This window comes from Paenarthrobacter sp. NPDC058040, assembly GCF_042885775.1.
GTDB lineage: Bacteria > Actinomycetota > Actinomycetes > Actinomycetales > Micrococcaceae > Arthrobacter.
The window spans coordinates 44,648-59,187 of record NZ_JBHVRN010000003.1 but is presented as its reverse complement, the minus strand read 5'-3'; the positions used below and the strand labels follow the sequence as shown (position 1 = coordinate 59,187).

The 14,540-nt window shown below is 64.8% G+C and carries 15 protein-coding genes and 1 riboswitch; of the genes, 7 read left to right on the top strand and 8 right to left on the bottom strand.

Annotated features, from left to right (window positions below; translation table 11 throughout):
- Positions 1-3: 3 nt before the first annotated feature.
- Both ACFVSJ_RS04805 and ACFVSJ_RS04800 read right to left on the bottom strand, forming a co-directional pair.
- A complete protein-coding gene (locus ACFVSJ_RS04805; protein WP_387434863.1) occupies positions 4-732 on the bottom strand; it encodes a DUF1003 domain-containing protein in 729 nt (242 codons plus the stop codon).
- Entirely contained in the window at positions 713-1,996 is a 1,284-nt protein-coding gene (locus ACFVSJ_RS04800) for a magnesium transporter MgtE N-terminal domain-containing protein (RefSeq protein ID WP_026539974.1), read from the bottom strand. The genes ACFVSJ_RS04805 and ACFVSJ_RS04800 overlap by 20 nt, the downstream gene beginning before the upstream one ends.
- 76 nt (positions 1,997-2,072) lie before the next feature.
- Between ACFVSJ_RS04800 and ACFVSJ_RS04795 the strand changes: the two genes are divergently transcribed.
- Positions 2,073-2,864: a general stress protein gene (locus tag ACFVSJ_RS04795; RefSeq protein WP_387434861.1), complete on the top strand. Its 792-nt coding sequence runs from the start codon at positions 2,073-2,075 to the stop codon at positions 2,862-2,864.
- Positions 2,865-2,925: 61 nt separating this feature from the next.
- On the opposite strand, the gene ACFVSJ_RS04790 is transcribed toward ACFVSJ_RS04795, so the two are convergent.
- Complete coding sequence (locus ACFVSJ_RS04790; protein ID WP_387434859.1) at positions 2,926-4,500, bottom strand: aminopeptidase P family protein; 1,575 nt, start codon at positions 4,498-4,500, stop codon at positions 2,926-2,928.
- An 80-nt stretch (positions 4,501-4,580) separates the two neighbouring features.
- Here ACFVSJ_RS04790 and ACFVSJ_RS04785 point away from each other — a divergent pair, with 80 nt between their 5' ends.
- Together ACFVSJ_RS04785 and ACFVSJ_RS04780 are read left to right on the top strand one after the other, a co-directional pair.
- Entirely contained in the window at positions 4,581-5,426 is an 846-nt protein-coding gene (locus tag ACFVSJ_RS04785) for a PHP domain-containing protein (RefSeq protein ID WP_387434857.1), read from the top strand.
- Positions 5,426-6,034, top strand: coding sequence for a MarC family protein (locus ACFVSJ_RS04780; RefSeq protein ID WP_387434856.1), 609 nt, complete (start codon positions 5,426-5,428; stop codon positions 6,032-6,034). The genes ACFVSJ_RS04785 and ACFVSJ_RS04780 overlap by 1 nt, the downstream gene beginning before the upstream one ends.
- On the opposite strand, the gene ACFVSJ_RS04775 is transcribed toward ACFVSJ_RS04780, so the two are convergent.
- The 3 genes from ACFVSJ_RS04775 to ACFVSJ_RS04765 form a co-directional block, all read right to left on the bottom strand.
- Positions 5,972-6,895 carry a DNA-methyltransferase gene (locus ACFVSJ_RS04775; RefSeq protein WP_387434854.1) on the bottom strand — a complete coding sequence of 308 codons (924 nt, stop codon included), beginning with the start codon at positions 6,893-6,895 and terminating at the stop codon, positions 5,972-5,974. The two genes, ACFVSJ_RS04780 and ACFVSJ_RS04775, sit on opposite strands and share 63 nt — an antisense overlap.
- 8 nt (positions 6,896-6,903) lie before the next feature.
- Complete coding sequence (locus tag ACFVSJ_RS04770) at positions 6,904-8,595, bottom strand: DEAD/DEAH box helicase (protein WP_387434853.1); 1,692 nt, start codon at positions 8,593-8,595, stop codon at positions 6,904-6,906.
- Positions 8,596-8,861: 266 nt separating this feature from the next.
- A complete protein-coding gene (locus tag ACFVSJ_RS04765) occupies positions 8,862-10,328 on the bottom strand; it encodes an RNB domain-containing ribonuclease (protein ID WP_387434852.1) in 1,467 nt (488 codons plus the stop codon).
- A 41-nt stretch (positions 10,329-10,369) separates the two neighbouring features.
- Here ACFVSJ_RS04765 and ACFVSJ_RS04760 point away from each other — a divergent pair, with 41 nt between their 5' ends.
- Positions 10,370-11,038 (top strand): ferritin-like fold-containing protein, encoded by a 669-nt coding sequence (locus tag ACFVSJ_RS04760; RefSeq protein WP_387434851.1) that lies wholly within the window; start codon positions 10,370-10,372, stop codon positions 11,036-11,038.
- Here ACFVSJ_RS04760 and thiE read toward each other — a convergent pair.
- Positions 11,035-11,700: a thiamine phosphate synthase gene (gene thiE, locus ACFVSJ_RS04755; protein WP_387434849.1), complete on the bottom strand. Its 666-nt coding sequence runs from the start codon at positions 11,698-11,700 to the stop codon at positions 11,035-11,037. The two genes, ACFVSJ_RS04760 and thiE, sit on opposite strands and share 4 nt — an antisense overlap.
- A gap of 27 nt (positions 11,701-11,727) precedes the next feature.
- Positions 11,728-11,847, top strand: a riboswitch (TPP riboswitch).
- Here thiE and thiO point away from each other — a divergent pair.
- The 3 genes from thiO to ACFVSJ_RS04740 all read left to right on the top strand — a co-directional run bounded on the left by thiO (position 11,840) and on the right by ACFVSJ_RS04740 (position 14,130).
- Positions 11,840-13,096 (top strand): glycine oxidase ThiO, encoded by a 1,257-nt coding sequence (gene thiO, locus ACFVSJ_RS04750; protein WP_387434848.1) that lies wholly within the window; start codon positions 11,840-11,842, stop codon positions 13,094-13,096. It overlaps the preceding riboswitch by 8 nt.
- Positions 13,093-13,329 carry a sulfur carrier protein ThiS gene (gene thiS / locus ACFVSJ_RS04745; RefSeq protein ID WP_387434846.1) on the top strand — a complete coding sequence of 79 codons (237 nt, stop codon included), beginning with the start codon at positions 13,093-13,095 and terminating at the stop codon, positions 13,327-13,329. The genes thiO and thiS overlap by 4 nt, the downstream gene beginning before the upstream one ends.
- Positions 13,330-13,332: 3 nt before the next feature.
- Positions 13,333-14,130, top strand: a complete 798-nt coding sequence (locus ACFVSJ_RS04740) for a thiazole synthase (protein WP_387434844.1) — start codon at positions 13,333-13,335, stop codon at positions 14,128-14,130.
- Positions 14,131-14,209: 79 nt separating this feature from the next.
- On the opposite strand, the gene ACFVSJ_RS04735 is transcribed toward ACFVSJ_RS04740, so the two are convergent.
- On the bottom strand, positions 14,210-14,512 hold the full coding sequence (locus ACFVSJ_RS04735) for a hypothetical protein (protein WP_387434843.1): 303 nt from the start codon (positions 14,510-14,512) through the stop codon (positions 14,210-14,212).
- Positions 14,513-14,540 lie beyond the last annotated feature (28 nt).

Below are 14,540 nucleotides of genomic sequence, written 5' to 3'. Positions count from 1 at the left end.
GGGTCAGGCTCGGCTTTCAGGGTGTTCAGGTGCGGCTTTGCTGCCGGAATGCTGCGGTCCGGTCCGCTGGGGGCGGACCTTGGGGATTTGCTGGGTCCGGGGTCCGCGTGATTTGTCGCGCTTTTCCTTCAGCTTCTCTTTGACCCGTTCCCGCGGAGATTCGCCGTCGTCCGCGGTCCCTTCGCCTTCCCGCAGTTCGTCCTGGGCATCGATGATGTCCTCAAGGAGGCTGCGGAGTTCGGCGCGAACGTAGTCACGCGTGGCGACCTCGCGCAGGGCGATGCGCAGCGACGCAAGTTCGCGGGTGAGGTATTCGGTATCTGAAAGGTTCCGTTCCGCCCGCTGCCGGTCCTGCTGCAGCGAGACGCGGTCGCGGTCATCCTGGCGGTTCTGTGCCAGCAGCAACAGGGGAGCGGCGTAAGAGGCTTGCAAGGAGAGCATGAGAGTCAGCAGCGTGAAGCCCAACTCCATGCGGTCGAACTGCCAATCGGTGGGTGCGAACGTGTTCCAGGCCAGCCAAAACACACAGAAGATGGTCATGTAGACCAGGAACTGTGGCGTTCCCATGAACCGGGCGAAGCCCTCTGTCGCGTTGCCGAAAGCATCAGGGTTGGGAGAGAACTTCGGCAGGATGCGTTGGCGTCCGCTCAGGGGCGTGTCGAGGCTGCTTTCCGAACGTCCCGAGGCCTTGGGTGAACGGGTGGCGTTGTTATCAGCCAATGCGGCCTCCAAGTTTCCTTATAGGGGCGTCATCCTCGTGGGCGCGCCAGTCATCCGGCAACAGGTGATCCAGCACGTCATCAACAGTCACCGCCCCCACAAGGCGGCCGTCATCGTCGACGACGGGAAGCGAGTTGAGGTTGTACGTGGCCAGGGTCCGGGCTACTTCGCTGATGTGGGCCTGGTCCGAGAGCGGTTCCAGGTTCTTGTCCACCAGGTTCCCCAGCGGCTCCGGGGGCGGGAAGCGCAGGAGTTGCTGGATGTGTACGACGCCCAGGAACCGGCCGGTGGGCGTCTCCAGCGGGGGCCGGGCAATGAAGATGGAGGACGCCAGCGCGGGAGAGAGCTCCTCCCGGCGGACGTGCGCCAAGGCCTCGGCCACTGTGGCCTCAGGCGGCAGGATGACCGGTACCGGGGTCATGAGGCCACCGGCGGTGTCTTCGTCGTATTCCAGGAGACGGCGGACGTCCTCGGCTTCCTGGGGCTCCATGAGCTGCAGCAGTTCCTCGGCCTGGGCCGAGGGCAGTTCGGCCAGGAGGTCGGCGGCGTCGTCCGGGTCCATTTCTTCCAGGACGTCGGCGGCGCGTTCGACGTCCAGGGCGGAGAGGATCTCCACCTGGTCGTCTTCGGGGAGTTCCTGGAGGACGTCGGCGAGGCGTTCGTCCTGCAGTTCGCTGGCCACCTCGAAGCGGCGCTTGTCGCTCATTTCCTGCAAGGCTTCCGCGAAGTCGGCGGGCTTGAGGTCCTCGTGGGTGGCGACGAACTGCGTGGCTGCCTGTGGCTCGTTGTGGGCGCCGGTCTGGGCATCGGCCCAATCGATGATCAGTGTCTCGTTGCGGCGCAACCTGCTCAACGGTGACAGGGAGTGCCCGCGGCGGACGAAGAGCTTGCTGACGAACCAGTCCTTGGACCGGTGCTGGTCCATGGCGATGTCCTCGATGGTCGCGTCGCCGCTGCCATCGGCCAACGTCACGCGTCGGTCGAACATTTCGGCCACGACCAGGGTCTCGGCACCGCGTTGTTCGAATCGGCGAAGGTTGACCAGGCCCGTGCAGATGATCTGGGTCTGGTCGATCGAGGTGATGCGGGTCATGGGAACGAAGACGCGCTTCTTGCCCGGAACTTCGACGACGATGCCCACCACGTGCGGTGCTCCACGTGTTCCCCTCGAAAGCACAACCACGTCGCGCAATCGGCCAAGACGGTCGCCCAAGGGGTCGAAGACGTCCAAACCGAGCAGGCGCGCGACGAAGACGCGGGAGGGATGTGTGCTCATGTTTACAGGCTACCGAGTCTGCTCTCTTTTAGCTGAATTCCAGCCTCCGTACATGTCCATGCGACACAATGGGGCTATGTCTAACATTTTTGGTGGTCCAAAAGCCGTTGAGGAATCCCGGAGCGTCCCCCAAGGAGACACCGTGGGCTCATACACCTCCTATCTGGATGCCCAGAAGGCGGTGGACTACCTGGCGGACCAGCAGTTCCCTGTGCAGTTGGTGTCCATTGTTGGCAACGACCTCAAAATGGTGGAGCGGGTCACGGGTCGCCTGAGCTACCCCAGGGTTGCCCTCTCGGGCGCCTTGAGCGGCATGTGGTTCGGCCTGTTCGTCGGCGTCATGCTCTCTTTCTTCACGCCCGCGGGCGGTCCGTTCTCGATCATCACCTCGGTGCTGATGGGTGCGGCCTTCTTCATGCTTTTCGGCATCGTCACCTATGCCACGCAGCGCGGCAAGCGCGACTTCACCTCAACCAGCCAGGTAGTGGCCACCAACTATGACGTCATCGTCGCCTTCGAGGCGGCGCATGAAGCCCGGCGCCTCCTCCAGCAACTGCCCATGAACCCGTCCCAGGCGGCCACCGGGCAGGCCCGCAACTACAACCCGCAGAACACTCCGTTCCAGCAGCCGGGACAGGAACCGGAGCGTCCGTCCACCTGGAATGATCCCTATGGCCAACGCGCCCCGCAGCCGGGCGAACCCGAACCGCGTCCGGCCCAGCCCACGGAGAATCCCACGCCGTCGCCCATGCGCTACCCGGACCTTCCGGATGGCCGGCCCCAGTATGGCGTCCGCGTAACGGAGGGGCAGGAGGCCGCGGATCACGCCGGGCAGCAGAACGGCAACGACGGTCACGCAAAGCAGTAGCCGGCACACAAACAGGGAAGGCCACCGGATCCGGTGGCCTTCCCTGTTTGTGGCGAAGTTCCTAGCCTTCGGTCTCCTGGTAGATCCCGGCCATCCAGGACTCGACATCGCCGGCCTTGCGGGGCAGGGCTGCGCTCAGGTTCACGGGACCGTCAGCCGTCATGAGGATGTCGTCCTCGATCCGCACGCCGATGCCGCGGTACTCGGCGGGAATGGCGAGGTCTTCTTCCTTGAAGTACAGGCCCGGCTCAATGGTGAACACCATGCCTTCAGTCAGCACGCCGTCCAGGTAGAGCTCACGCTTGGCCTGCGCACAATCGTGGACGTCGAGCCCAAGGTGGTGGCTGGTGCCATGCGGCATCCAACGGCGGTGCTGCTGTCCTTCAGGGCTGACGGCCTCTTCGACGGACACGGGAAGCAGACCCCATTCGGCGAGCCGTTCGGCCAAAACCGTGGTGGCAGCTGTGTGGATCTCCCGGAACTTCACGCCCGGGCGGGCTGCTGCAAACCCGGCATCGGCAGCGTCGAGCACGGCTTCGTAGACTTTGCGCTGGATGTCCGTGAACGTGCCGTTGGCCGGCAAGGTCCGGGTGACATCGGCGGTGTACAGCGAGTCTGCCTCCACACCGGCGTCCAGCAAGAGGAGGTCCCCGGCGTTAACCTTTCCGGTGTTGCGGTTCCAGTGCAGCACTGTTGCGTTGTTGCCGGAAGCGGCGATGGTGTCGTAGCCCAATTCGTTGCCTTCTTCACGGGCACGGGCAAAGAAGGCGCCTTCAACAACACGCTCGCCGCGTTTGTGGGTGAGGGCGCGGGGGAGTGCACGGACCACGTCGGCGAAGCCTTCGACAGTAGCCGCCACAGCGATCCGCATCTGCTCGATTTCCCACTCGTCCTTGATCAGGCGGAGTTCGGAGAGCGCTTCACTGAGTTTCTCGTCCAAGGCGTCGAGTTCTCCGAGGTCAAGGTTCTCGGGGTCCTTGGCGGTGTTATAGCGGGCAGTGTCCACCAACGCGTCGATGTTCTCGTCCACCTTGCGGACCAGCCGGATGGAGATGCCGCCGATTTCCGGGGCACCGACGTTCTTGGTGATGGCCACCTCGAGTTCGGCAATATGCGCGGTGGCCAAGCCCAGGCGGGCCTCGAATTCAGCCAGGGTGGGGCGGGCGCCAATCCAGAATTCGCCTGCCCGGGAATCGGCGTAGAACTGTTCGGTATCCCGGCCGGCGAGCGGGCGGAAGTAGAGCGTGGCAGTGTGGTTCCCGCCGTCGTCACCCTTGCCTTCGGCCACCGGCTCGAGGATCAGGACGGCATCGGGCTCGTGGTCCAGGCCCAAACCGGTGAGGTGGGCAAATCCGGAGTGGGGGCGGAAGCGGTAGTCGCAGTCGTTGGAGCGGACCTTCAGCGGACCGGCAGGGACGACGAGCCGTTCGCCTTTGAACAGTTCGGAAATGGCACGACGGCGGCGTGCGGCGTGGTCTGCAACGGCGTCGCGCGCAGGGGTCACCTGCGGGGCGGGCGCCCAGTTGCTGGCCATGAACGCCTTGAAGGCATCGGAAGTGGGCCGCTGGGAGCGGTTGTTGACGCGCTCTTGCAGGGGCTGGGACACAGAGTTCTGGGTGTTTTCGGCATCGTTCACCGTTACATCGTCCCACCAGTTCGGTGAGGAGGCCAACGGCGCAACCGGCCAAGCAAGCGTGCATCCCATAGGCTGGGAAAGTGAGGATAGACCTGCATGCGCACTCGAATGTTTCAGATGGAACGGAGACCCCGGCCGGCGTCATTGCGTCGGCCGCAAGGGCCGGCCTGGACGTTGTGGCGTTGACTGACCACGACTCCACTGACGGCTGGGAACAGGCGGCGGTTGCAGCCCGGGACAACGGTGTGGCGTTTGTGCCCGGCATGGAGATCTCGTGCAGGACGGGGCAGGGGATCAGCGTCCATTTGCTCAGCTACCTGCACGATCCCGCCCATCCGGGACTCCTGGAGGAAATCAATAAGTCCCGCGACGCCCGGCTGACCCGTGCCGAACGAATGGTGACGCTGTTGTCCGAGGACTATCCGCTCACCTGGGACGACGTGATCCACCATGTTGCCCCGGGCGCCACGGTGGGCCGTCCGCATATTGCCGACGCCCTGGTCGCCGCCGGTGTGGTGGCCGACCGCTCGGAAGCGTTCTCCTCCATCCTCACCTCGCATTCACGCTACTTCGTGCAGCACTACGCACCCGACCCTGCTGTCGCCGTCGAACTTGTCCGGGCAGCTGGCGGGGTTCCGGTCTTTGCCCACCCCGTAGCTGCCGCGCGCGGCCGCATTGTGGGGGAGCAGACGTACCAGGAGATGATTGACGCAGGATTGCTGGGCCTCGAGATCGACCACCGGGACAACCCGGAAGAGGGACGGGCCTTCCTCCGCCGGCTGGCGGCAAAGAACCACCTGCTCATCACGGGTTCCTCCGATTACCACGGCACGGGCAAACCGAACCTGCTGGGAGAGAACTTGACGGACCCGGGCGTGCTGGAACGGATCGAGGGACTGGCCACCGGCTGCACGGTGGTCCGCTGATGGACCTTCAGCTCCTCGCGTCCGTGGTGGTCACCTTGTTCGTGATCATGGACCCGCCCGGTACCGTGCCAATCTTCATGTCGCTGACGGCGCAAATGACCGCGAAGGACCGGAACCGCTCGGCATTGCAGGCCTTGGTAGTGGCTACTGGCGTCATTGTGGTGTTCGCGATCTTCGGGCAGTCGATCCTGAACTACATGCATATCTCGCTGGCTGCCCTGCAGGGGGCCGGGGGCCTGCTCCTGGTGCTCATAGCGTTGCAGTTGCTGACCGGCAACACCAGCGGTGAGGAGAACGCGGCCAAGTACAAGAACGTCGCCTTTGTTCCGTTGGGGACCCCGCTCATGGCAGGGCCGGGCGCGATCGTGGCGGTAATGGTGTTCGTGCAGCAGTCCACGGAGTTGTCCGACTACCTCGCGGTCGGAGCAGGAATCGCTGCCGTGCTGGCCTCGCTCTACCTCGCGATGCGTTTCGCCGGTGTGGTTCAGCGCGTTCTGGGCGAGAACGGAGTCGAGCTGGTCACGCGGATCGCCGGCCTGTTGTTGTCAGCCATTGCCGTGCAAATGATCGCCGACGCTGTGCAGGCCTTCGTCAAGGGCGCTGCCTGACCCTGCCGGGAACACCGCCTTGCTGCCCAGGCGCTTGCGCATGACCTCGATGGCCTGTTCGTTCTGGTCAACGCACACGAACTTCCGGCCCATCTTGGCAGCCACGGCTCCCAGGGTTCCGGATCCCGCGAAGAAGTCCAGGCACCAGTCACCTTTACGGCTGGAAGCGGCTACGACGCGGCGCACCAGGCCCTCGGGCTTCTGCGTGGGATAGCCGGTCTTCTCGCGGCCTGTGGGGGAGACGATGGTGTGCCACCAGACGTCGGTAGGAAGCTTGCCGCGCTCGCGTTTGGCCGGTGTCACCAGACCGGGAGCCATGTAGGGTTCCCGGTCCACCTCTTCGTTGTCGAAGTGGTACTTCGTGGGGTTCTTGACGTAGACCAGGATGTTGTCGTGCTTGGTGGGCCAGCGGTTCTTGGCCCTCGCGCCGTAGTCGTAAGCCCAGATGATTTCGTTGAGGAAGCATTCGCGGCCGAAGATCGCGTCCAGCATGACCTTCGCGTAGTGCACTTCGCGGTAGTCCAGGTGCAGGTACAGTGTGCCGTCATCGGCAAGGAGCCGCCACGCCTCCACCAGCTTGGGTTCAAGGAAGGACCAGTAATCGCTGAAGGCGTCGTCATAGCTGTGCAGCGCGCCCTTGATGGTGTCGTAGGAGCGGCCTTTGAATCCCACCCGGTCTCCGTCGCCGTCGGCGTTGCGGACCATGCGGGTTTCCTGGCGGCGCTGGACCCTGCCCGTATTAAACGGAGGGTCAACGTAGATGAGTGTGAAGGCGCCGTCCGGCAGCGTAGGGAGGAAGTCCGCGTTGTCCGCGTGCACCACCAGGTTGCTGCCGTCCGGCGCCCAAACAGTTTCAGCCATGTGCCGTGTCAGGCCTCGGTGCTGGCTGGCGTGCTGCCGGAAGCGTCGCCGGAAACCACTTCGCCGTTGCGTCGGCGCGTGCGGGTGCGGCGCGTCCGTGCGGGCTTCTCGGCGTTGTCGGCGGTTCCCGTGCGGGTTTCCGACGCACCTGCCGCCGGAGCTGCTTCGCCCTCAGACGTACGACGACGGGTGCGGTTGCGGCCGCCGTCGCCCTTGCTTTCGCGCGAGTCGCCCGACTTGCTGGAGTCTCCGGACCTGCGGCCGCGGCCGCCGTCGCGCTTGCTGTCGCGGCCGGAACCGCCCGAACGTGCGTTCTTCTTGCCGGTCTCGCCCAGGTCCTCCAGGACCTCGGCGTCGACGCCGGCGAGGACGCGCTTGTTGCGGGGCAGGCGGCCCTTGGTGCCTTCGGGGATGTCCAGGTCCGTGTACAGGTGGGGCGAGGAGGAGTAGGTTTCCACCGGCTCGGGTACGTTGAGTCCCAAGGCCTTGTTGATCAGGGCCCAGCGAGGCACATCGTCCCAGTCCACGAAGGTTACGGCGGTGCCCTTGTTGCCGGCACGGCCTGTGCGTCCCACGCGGTGGAGGTAGATCTTCTCGTCTTCGACGCACTGGTAGTTGATCACGTGGGTGACATCTTCCACGTCGATGCCGCGGGCGGCGACGTCAGTTGCCACGAGCACGTCCACTTTGTTGTTGCGGAAGGCGCGGAGGGCTTGTTCGCGGGCGCCCTGTCCGAGGTCGCCGTGGATGGCAGCGGCTGCAAAGCCGCGGTCCACCAGTTCTTCGGCTACCTTGGCGGCGGTGCGCTTGGTCTTGGTGAAGATGACGGTACGGCCGCGGCCTTTGGCCTGGAGGATGCGCGCCACCACCTCGGTCTTGTCCATGCTGTGTGCACGGTAGATGAGCTGGCGGATATCGCGCTTGGTGAGGCCCTCATCATTGGGGTCGGCGGCGCGGATGTGCGTGGGCTGCGTCATGTAGCGGCGTGCCATGGCGATGACGGGGCCGGGCATGGTGGCGGAGAAAAGCATGGTCTGCCGGACTGCGGGGGTACCTGCTATGAGGGTTTCGACGTCAGGGAGGAAGCCGAGGTCCAGCATTTCGTCAGCCTCGTCGAGGATCACCATCTTGACGTTCTTCAAGCTCAAGTGACGCTGCTTGTACAGGTCGATGAGGCGGCCAGGGGTGCCGACCACGATTTCGACCCCCTTCTGCAGGGCATCGATCTGGGGCTCGTAGGCACGTCCACCATAGATGGTGGCGATTCGGGCGTTCCGCTTGCGGGAAGCGGTCTGGAGGTCGTTCGCCACCTGGACGGCAAGTTCACGGGTGGGAACAATCACCAAGGCCTGCGGAGCTCCCGGGACAGCGAGCTTGCCGTACCCGGCGTCGTCCCGGCCTTCGATCCGCTGCAGTGCAGGAATGCCGAAGCCAAGCGTCTTGCCGGTACCCGTCTTGGCCTGGCCGATGATGTCGTGGCCGCTGAGCGCAACGGGGAGGGTCATCGCCTGGATGGGGAAGGGGTGCGTGATGCCGGCGTCGGCAAGGGATTCGACAATGTCCGCGCGGACATTGAAGTCGGCGAACGATTTTTCTTCGATCTCGTGGGGCGTCTCGTCCGAGGTGATCGTTTCCTCGGGTTCGATGGATTCGGTTCCGGTGGAGTCCGTCAGGACTTCATGGGTGTGCAATTCACTCACAGGGAGTTTCCTTATTCATTTGGGCATTGGCGCTGCATGCTCAACGGCGGCGGCAAAGCCGTACCGGAGCACGAACGGGCGCGCAAGCAATTCCAGTGGAAGCCGATCGCGGGCTATCTAAGTACTGGCACTGGTGACCAGCGGGCACATCTCAAGATCGCGTAGGGGCGGGCTTGTTGAGTTCAAAAATTAACTGAATCAACGACCGGGCATCCATTACTACACGGCAAGTCTATCCTCTGGCGGCCATAAACCCCGGATCGGCGTCACGGGACGAGGGCGAAACGGATTTCCCGGCTGGCAATATCCGCCTTCACCAAGCTCACTCTGACCGTGGTCCCGGACTCGAGCTCGCCGTCACAGCGGGCGGTGATGGCCGGGTCGGCGATCTGGACGGTGCCGTAGGGGCCGCTGCCGTTACCGTTGCCATTGCCGTTGGATGGCTTGGATCCCGAGATGACCACAGCATCGAATTCTTCGCCGATATGGTTGGCCACGAGGGCGGCCTCTACCGTGTCCAGGGCCAGACGTTCCAGTTTCCCGGCCAATTGGTCCGAGGAAGCCATGATCTCAGGGAGTGTCGGCAGTGCTTCGCGGGCCCAATCCGGGATGTCATGACCATTGCTCAGCGCTTCACAGATCACCAGGACGAAGCGGTCAATAAGGCGGCGCAGTGGAGCGGTGGTGTGCGCATAGGGTGCCCCGATGGCCGATTGGATGACGTCCTGAGGAACCTCTCCGTCAAAGGGCGTGTACCCCGCGCCCCGGAACAGGGTGCCTGCCGAGTGCAGGATGGCCAGTTGTTTGGGATCGGAGGCATCCAAGGTCCGCAGGTACTCGCCGTAGGTGATGTCACCGTCCCATGGTTTGCCAAGGGCCTGGGTTTGCCGCTTGAAATGCAGCAGCGACCGCTCGTCCGGCGCAGGCATGGTCCGCAGGATGCCAACTTTCCCGTCAAGCATCAGTTGGGCTGCCGCCATGCCCGTCATCAGGGAGATCTGGGCGTTCCAGTCCTCCACGGGAAGTGAAGGGGCGGCAACAATCCGGTAGCCGCCTCCACCGGTTGCCTGGACGATCTCCTGCTCGGGCATGTTGAGGCTCGCGCCGCCACGTTTGCGTTCCAGCTCCACCCGCTTCAGCCCGACTTCTTTCAGCAGCTGGAGAACCGGCAGGGCCGAACCCGAATCGATCTGCTCCTGGGCACCCTTGTAGCTCAGCTTCGCGCGGCTCCTTACCGATGCGCGTGCGACGGAGACAGCCGCGATGTCCGCTTTGGCATCAAGATCGAAGTCCCAAACGAACGCGCCGCAGTCCTGGCCGGCCAGCAGGCTCCCTGCGTGCTCGCTGATGACCTCCGGGTGCAGGGGAATCCGGCCGTCGGGCGCGTAGTAGGTCTGGCCGCGCTGCCTGGTTTCCCCATCCAAGGCCCCACCAGGGACAACAAAAGAGGGGACATCCGCAATGGCGTAGAGAACCTTGTAGCCGTCGCCGGCCCGGTCGATGAAAAGGGCCTGGTCCAGGTCGGTGGAGGTGGCGGGATCGATCGTGACGAACGGAACGTCGAGCAAATCCCGGGCCGGGAGCTGGTGGTGTTCAACGGCCGCGCGTGCCTCGTCCAGAGCTCCGCCGGGGAAGTCGCCGGGCAGTTCCAGCTCGGTCCTCAGCGCGGCCAAGGACTCTGCGAGCTGGTCGGAAGAATCGTCGACGTTGGGCGCTATCCGATGATGTGACACGAAAGTCAGACTAGCCCGAAAACGGCGGATAGTCTTGGAACATGGGCACCTCCACAGGCCGCGACGATTCCCAGGGGCAGCTCGCCGCCGAGCTGCTGGGCGCCATGGCCTACGGGGAGTTGTCCGCCTTCGGAAGGTTGTCCTCCGACTCGCGACTGGCGCCCACGCTCCGCGAACGGGCCATGCTGGCCAAGATCGCCGTTGGTGCCTTCGGAAACTACGCCGTAATCAGCGGCCGGCTCGCGGAAATGGGAAACGACCCCGAGGACGCCATGCTCCCGTTCCAACGCTCGTTCGATCACTTCCACGAGCGGACGCCGCCCGGAGACTGGTTCGAATCGGTGGCCAAGGCCGACGTCATAGATACCGTCTCCGCGGATTTCTACCGGACCGTCGCCGGTTTCCTCGACTCCGGCACCCAGCATTTCGTCCAGCAGGTTGCCTCGGCCGACCAAGCAACCGAAGCCCTGCGGATCCTGCTGCGACGGGCCCTGCGGGATGACCCGCGGCTCGCGTCGCGGCTCTCACTTTGGGGGCGCAGGCTGGTCGGTGAGGCCCTGACACAGGCCCAGCGCGTCGGTTTGGAGCATCCGCATCTTGGGCCACTGCTGCGCGACGGCGGCGAATCCCGTGCCGCAGTGCATCAGCTGACCGCCGAGCTTGCGGAGCGGCACGGGCGCCGCATGACCGGCTTGGGGCTGACGGCCTAAGCCGCGTCGAGGGCCGCCAGCAGCGCCTGGGCGGCCGCCGTCGGGTTATCTGCCGCGGTGATGGCACGCACCACCACTATGCGGCTGGCTCCTGCGGCAACCACTTGTTCCACGTTGCTGAGGTCGATGCCGCCAATCGCGAACCAGGGCAGGTCAACGTCGGCTTGCTTTACGGCCTCCGCGGCATATGTGACCAAGTCCAGCCCCACTCCGGCCCGGCCCGGTTTGGTGGGCGTCGCCCAGAGCGGGCCGACGCAGAAGTAGTCCAGGCCACCGGCGTCCCGGGAGGCCGCAACTGCCGCGTCCACCTGCCCAGTGGAGTGGGTGGAAAGGCCGATGGTCTCCTCATCAGTGAGCAGGTCCCGGGCAGCCCCCAAGGGGATGTCCTTTTGGCCGATGTGGAACACGGGAGCCCCGGAAATACGGGCAACATCGGCGCGGTCATTGACGGCCCAGAGCCGCCCGTGGCGGCTGGCCACCTTGCTGAGGACCTCCAGCAGTTCCAGTTCTTCGCCGGCCTCGAGCGTCTTGTCGCGGAGCTGGATAATATCCACTCCGCCCTCGAAGGCGGCATCCACAAAATCTTCGAAATCGTCCTGCTGCCGGCGGGCGTCGGTGCACAAATAGAGGCGGGCAGTGGCGAGGAGGTCAGGCTGGGTCATGCAAACCAGAGTAGTTCCTCTAAACTGGGCACGTACTGCGGGAGCCGCGACGTTTGTCTTTATGACTGTCCGGCTGAGAGGGCTTCAGCGCCGACCGCTTGACCTGATCCGGCTAGTACCGGCGTAGGGAAGGAAATCCATGGCAGAAGCCATTTACGCAGATGTCGCCGTCATAGGCGGCGGCGTCATCGGACTCGGAATAGCGCACGAAGCACGGCGGCGCGGCCATTCGGTAGTCCTCATCGATCCGGCACCCGCCACCGGCGCCACTTATGCCGCGGCAGGCATGCTGGCCCCCGTCAGCGAACTCCACTACCAGGAGGAGGACCTCCTGGAACTCATGCTGGAATCGTCGCGGCGCTGGCCCGCGTTCGTGGACAGCCTCGCCGGTCCGCGGGAAACCACCGGTTACCGTACGACGGCGACGCTCGCCGTGGGTGCCGACGCCGCCGATCGCCGCGCGCTCGCAGACCTGCGCTCCGTGCAGGTGGCCGAGGGCCTCCAGGTGGAGCCGCTGCTGCTGCGGGACGCGCGCGAACGGGAACCCCTGTTGAGTCCGCAGATTTCCTGCGCGTTCCACATTCCAGCGGACCACCAAGTGGATCCGCGGAAGCTCGCGGCATCCCTGCTGGCGGGCTTGGCTGCGCACAGGCCCGCCGACGACAGCTGGGTAGAGGGGGCCGACGACGGCTTCCACGTTCGGCATGCGGCAGTCCGCTTGCTCTGGGACGAAGGCCGGGTGGCCGGCGCTGGGCTCAGCAATGGTGGGCAGGTCCTGGCCAAGGAAACAGTCCTTGCCAACGGCCTGGATGCGGCAACGATCAACGGACTTCCGGGGCAGCTCGAGCTCCCCTTGCGTCCGGTGTATGGGGACATCCTCAGGCTGCGCGTCCCGGAAACCTTGCAACCCCTGGTCACCTCAACCGTCCGGGGAATGGTGAGGGGTGTGCCGGTCTACATCGTTCCGAGGGAGGACGGGACCGTGGTAATCGGGGCCACCCAGAGGGAAGACGGACTGTCAACCGGGTCCAACGCTGTCTCAGCCGGTGGCATCTACCAGCTTCTGCGCGATGCCCAGGTCCTGGTTCCCGCGGTCGCGGAATTGGAACTCCTCGAAGCTACCGCCCGGGCCAGGCCTGGAACGCCGGACAACGCGCCGCTGTTGGGACGTGTGGCCAGCGCCGACGGGCAGGTTCCGGGCCTCATTATTGCCACCGGCTTCTTCCGGCATGGCGTTCTCCTGGCGCCGGCGGCCGCGGCGATCGTGGGCGACCTGATAACGGGCTCGGTGGATCCGCGCTGGTTGCGCTTCCGGCCGGACCGCTTTGCAACGCCTGGCCTGGCGCCACACCACACTTCTGCAGACACGGAATCTTTCAGCAAGGAAACAGCATGAACATCAAACTCAACGGAGCAGACCACGCAGTAGCGGATGGCGCCTCGGTCAGCACCCTCGTCACCTCCGTCACCGGCCGCGCACTGGACCACCGCGGACAGGCGGCCGACGGCGGCAAGTTGGGTGTCGCCGTCGCACGTAACTCCGAAGTAGTGCCGCGCAGCCAATGGGCTGCCACGGACCTCGCCGAAGGCGATGAGCTGGAACTCGTTACCGCAGTCCAAGGAGGCTGAACCATGACCACAACAAGCACCGAAACCCGGATCGACCCCTTGGTCATCGACGGGGTGGAATTGTCATCCCGGCTCATCATGGGGACCGGCGGAGCCCCCAGCCTGGAAGGCCTCGGCGCGGCACTTCTGGCCTCCGGGACGGAACTGACCACCGTGGCCATGCGGCGCTACTCTCCGGCAGAGGCGGGCTCGCTTTTCCAGCTGTTGGTGGACAACAACATCCGGGTGCTCCCGAATACCGCAGGCTGCTTCACAGCAAAGGACGCTGTGCTGACGGCGGAACTGGCCCGGGAAGCGTTGGAGACCGACTGGGTGAAGCTTGAGGTCATCGCAGACGAGCACACCTTGCTTCCGGACGCAGTCGAATTGGTGGATGCGACCGAGCAATTGGTCAACAGGGGCTTCAAGGTCTTCGCGTACACCAACGACGATCCCGTGCTGGCCCTGCGACTGGAGAACCTGGGTGCCACCGCCGTCATGCCGCTCGGTGCGCCGATCGGCACCGGCCTGGGTATCCTCAACCCGCACAACATCGAGGTCATCGTCTCCAGGGCTTCTGTTCCGGTGGTCCTGGACGCCGGCATCGGCACCGCTTCCGACGCCGCGCTTGCCATGGAATTGGGGTGTGACGCCGTGCTTCTCGCTACCGCCGTGACCCGGGCACAGAACCCTGCTCTGATGGGCGAAGCCTTCAAGCACGCTGTCCTGTCCGGCCGGTTCGCCCGGCAAGCGGGACGGATTCCGCGCCGGGAGCACGCCCTGGCGTCCTCGGCCATGGAAGGCCGCGCAGAGTTCCTCTAACGCTTAAACAGTTGTGGCCACTGCCCTTGAGGGCGGTGGCCACAACTGTTTAGGAACAGGGAACGTTCCCCGGACGCGCCTAGAGTCGCAGGGCTTCGGTAAGGGCCGTAGTATCCCGCGAGGTACGCGTGCGGCCCAGGAAGACCACGGCGCCGGCCGCGGCGGCCGTACCCAGCACGATGGGCAACACAAAGGGAATCCACGTCAGCCCGGGCTGATAGCCCAAGCCTGCCGCAATGAAAGCCACCCAAGCCAAGGCGCCAACGCCCAAAGAAACGCCGGCCGGCAGGGCAATGCCGTACTTGCCGTGCCGTTTGTCGTTTGCCCACACCAGGAAACCTGTGGCGACAGTCGCAAACGCAACAACGACGAGTGAAAGCATGGGGACTCCTTAGCGGCAGTTGTCAGGG

Bases quoted from the DNA above. Each gene is read 5' to 3' on its own strand.
- ACFVSJ_RS04775 (WP_387434854.1), bottom strand. From the start codon at position 6,895: ATGGCTGAAACTGTTTGGGCGCCGGACGGCAGCAACCTGGTGGTGCAC.
- ACFVSJ_RS04735 (WP_387434843.1), bottom strand. From the start codon at position 14,512: ATGCTTTCACTCGTCGTTGTTGCGTTTGCGACTGTCGCCACAGGTTTC.
- thiE (WP_387434849.1), bottom strand. From the start codon at position 11,700: ATGACCCAGCCTGACCTCCTCGCCACTGCCCGCCTCTATTTGTGCACC.
- ACFVSJ_RS04800 (WP_026539974.1), bottom strand. From the start codon at position 1,996: ATGAGCACACATCCCTCCCGCGTCTTCGTCGCGCGCCTGCTCGGTTTG.
- ACFVSJ_RS04740 (WP_387434844.1), top strand. From the start codon at position 13,333: ATGACCACAACAAGCACCGAAACCCGGATCGACCCCTTGGTCATCGAC.
- ACFVSJ_RS04795 (WP_387434861.1), top strand. From the start codon at position 2,073: ATGTCTAACATTTTTGGTGGTCCAAAAGCCGTTGAGGAATCCCGGAGC.
- ACFVSJ_RS04760 (WP_387434851.1), top strand. From the start codon at position 10,370: ATGGGCACCTCCACAGGCCGCGACGATTCCCAGGGGCAGCTCGCCGCC.
- thiS (WP_387434846.1), top strand. From the start codon at position 13,093: ATGAACATCAAACTCAACGGAGCAGACCACGCAGTAGCGGATGGCGCC.
- thiO (WP_387434848.1), top strand. From the start codon at position 11,840: ATGGCAGAAGCCATTTACGCAGATGTCGCCGTCATAGGCGGCGGCGTC.
- ACFVSJ_RS04780 (WP_387434856.1), top strand. From the start codon at position 5,426: ATGGACCTTCAGCTCCTCGCGTCCGTGGTGGTCACCTTGTTCGTGATC.